We start from the raw sequence: 1,575 nt of genomic DNA, 5'->3' as shown, positions 1-1,575 counted from the left end.
GTTGAAGCTGAACCGTCCCGGCTTGTAGCCGCGGGCCCTGGCCTCCTGGGTCTGGGCGAACAGCTCGCGTATGGGTGTGAACAGCCCCGTGTAGGTGGCGGGGTTGGAGCGCGGGGTGCGACCGATGGGGCTCTGGTCAATGTCCACGCATTTGTCGAGCATCTCCATGCCTTCCACCGCTCGGTGGGGGGCGGCCTTGAGGGTAGTGGCCTTGTTCAGCTCGGTGGCGGCAATGGGGTAGAGGGTCTCGTTGATCAGGGTGGACTTGCCGGAGCCGGATACGCCGGTGACACAGGTAAATAACCCGATCGGTAACGCCAGGTCGATTTGTTGCAGGTTGTTGCCACTGGCGCCGGTGACCTTCAGCAGTTTGCCGCTGGCTTTGGTGCGTTTGGCCGGCACCTCGATCTTTTTGCGGCCGGACAGGTAGTCGCCGGTGAGGGAGCGGGGCTCGTCGAGGATGTCTTGCAGGCTGCCCGCGGCGATCACCTCGCCGCCGTGGACACCGGCGCCGGGGCCGATATCGACAATGTAATCCGCTTCGCGAATGGCGTCCTCGTCGTGTTCCACCACGATCACCGTGTTGCCGAGATCCCGCAGGCGGGTGAGGGTGGCTAGAAGGCGCTCATTGTCCCGCTGGTGCAGGCCGATGGAGGGTTCGTCGAGGATATACATGACGCCCACCAGCCCGGCGCCGATCTGGCTGGCCAGGCGGATGCGCTGGGCCTCGCCGCCGGACAGGGTCTCGGCGCTGCGGTTGAGGTTCAAATAGTTGAGGCCCACATCCACCAGGAAGCGCAGGCGGTCGCGGATTTCCTTGAGGATTTTCTCGGCAATCTGGCCGCGACTGCCGCTGAGCGTCAGTTGTTCGTAATAGTCCGCCAGTTCACCCACCGGCACATTGCCCACCTCCGGCAGGGTTTTCTCGTCGATAAACACATAGCGGGCGGCCTTGCGCAGGCGCGCGCCCTTGCACTCCGGGCAGCTCTGGGTGCTGAGATACTTGGTCAAATCTTCCCGCACCATCTGGGATTCGGTTTCCCGGTAACGGCGCTCCATGTTGGGCACGATGCCCTCGAAGTGGTGGGAGCGATTGAAGACGGTGCCCTTATCGTTGATGTAGTTGAAGGTGATCACCTCCTCGCCACTGCCGAACAGCACCACCTGCTGATGCTGGGGGGCGAGATCCTTGAATGGCGCATTAATATCGAAGCCATAGTGGTCTGCCAGGGAGGTGAGCATGTTGAAATAGAACAGGTTCTTGCGATCCCAGCTGCGAATGGCGCCCTCGGCGATGGACACGTCGGGGTGTTGTACCACCCGGTCGATATCAAAGAACTGCTTGACGCCCAGGCCATCACAGCTGGGGCAGGCGCCGGCCGGATTGTTGAAGGAAAACATCCGCGGTTCCAGCTCATCGATACTGTAATTACAGATGGGACAGGCAAAGCGGGAAGAAAACACCAGATCGCTGAACTCGCCATCCATCGCGGTGATCACGGCAAGACCCTCGGACAGGTTGAGGGCCGTCTCGAAGGATTCGGCCAGACGCAATTGCAGGTCGGCCTTGACCTT

At 61.5% G+C, this 1,575-nt stretch carries 1 protein-coding gene; it reads right to left on the bottom strand.

Annotated features, from left to right (window positions below):
• A partial coding sequence (locus ABY948_RS12275; protein WP_461482818.1) for a UvrA family protein occupies positions 1 to 1,575 on the bottom strand: 1,575 nt, incomplete at both ends.

This window comes from Porticoccus sp., assembly GCF_041592135.1.
Lineage (GTDB): Bacteria > Pseudomonadota > Gammaproteobacteria > Pseudomonadales > Porticoccaceae > Porticoccus.
Note: the sequence above shows the minus strand (reverse complement) of the source record. Positions and strands in the feature narration are given on the sequence as shown.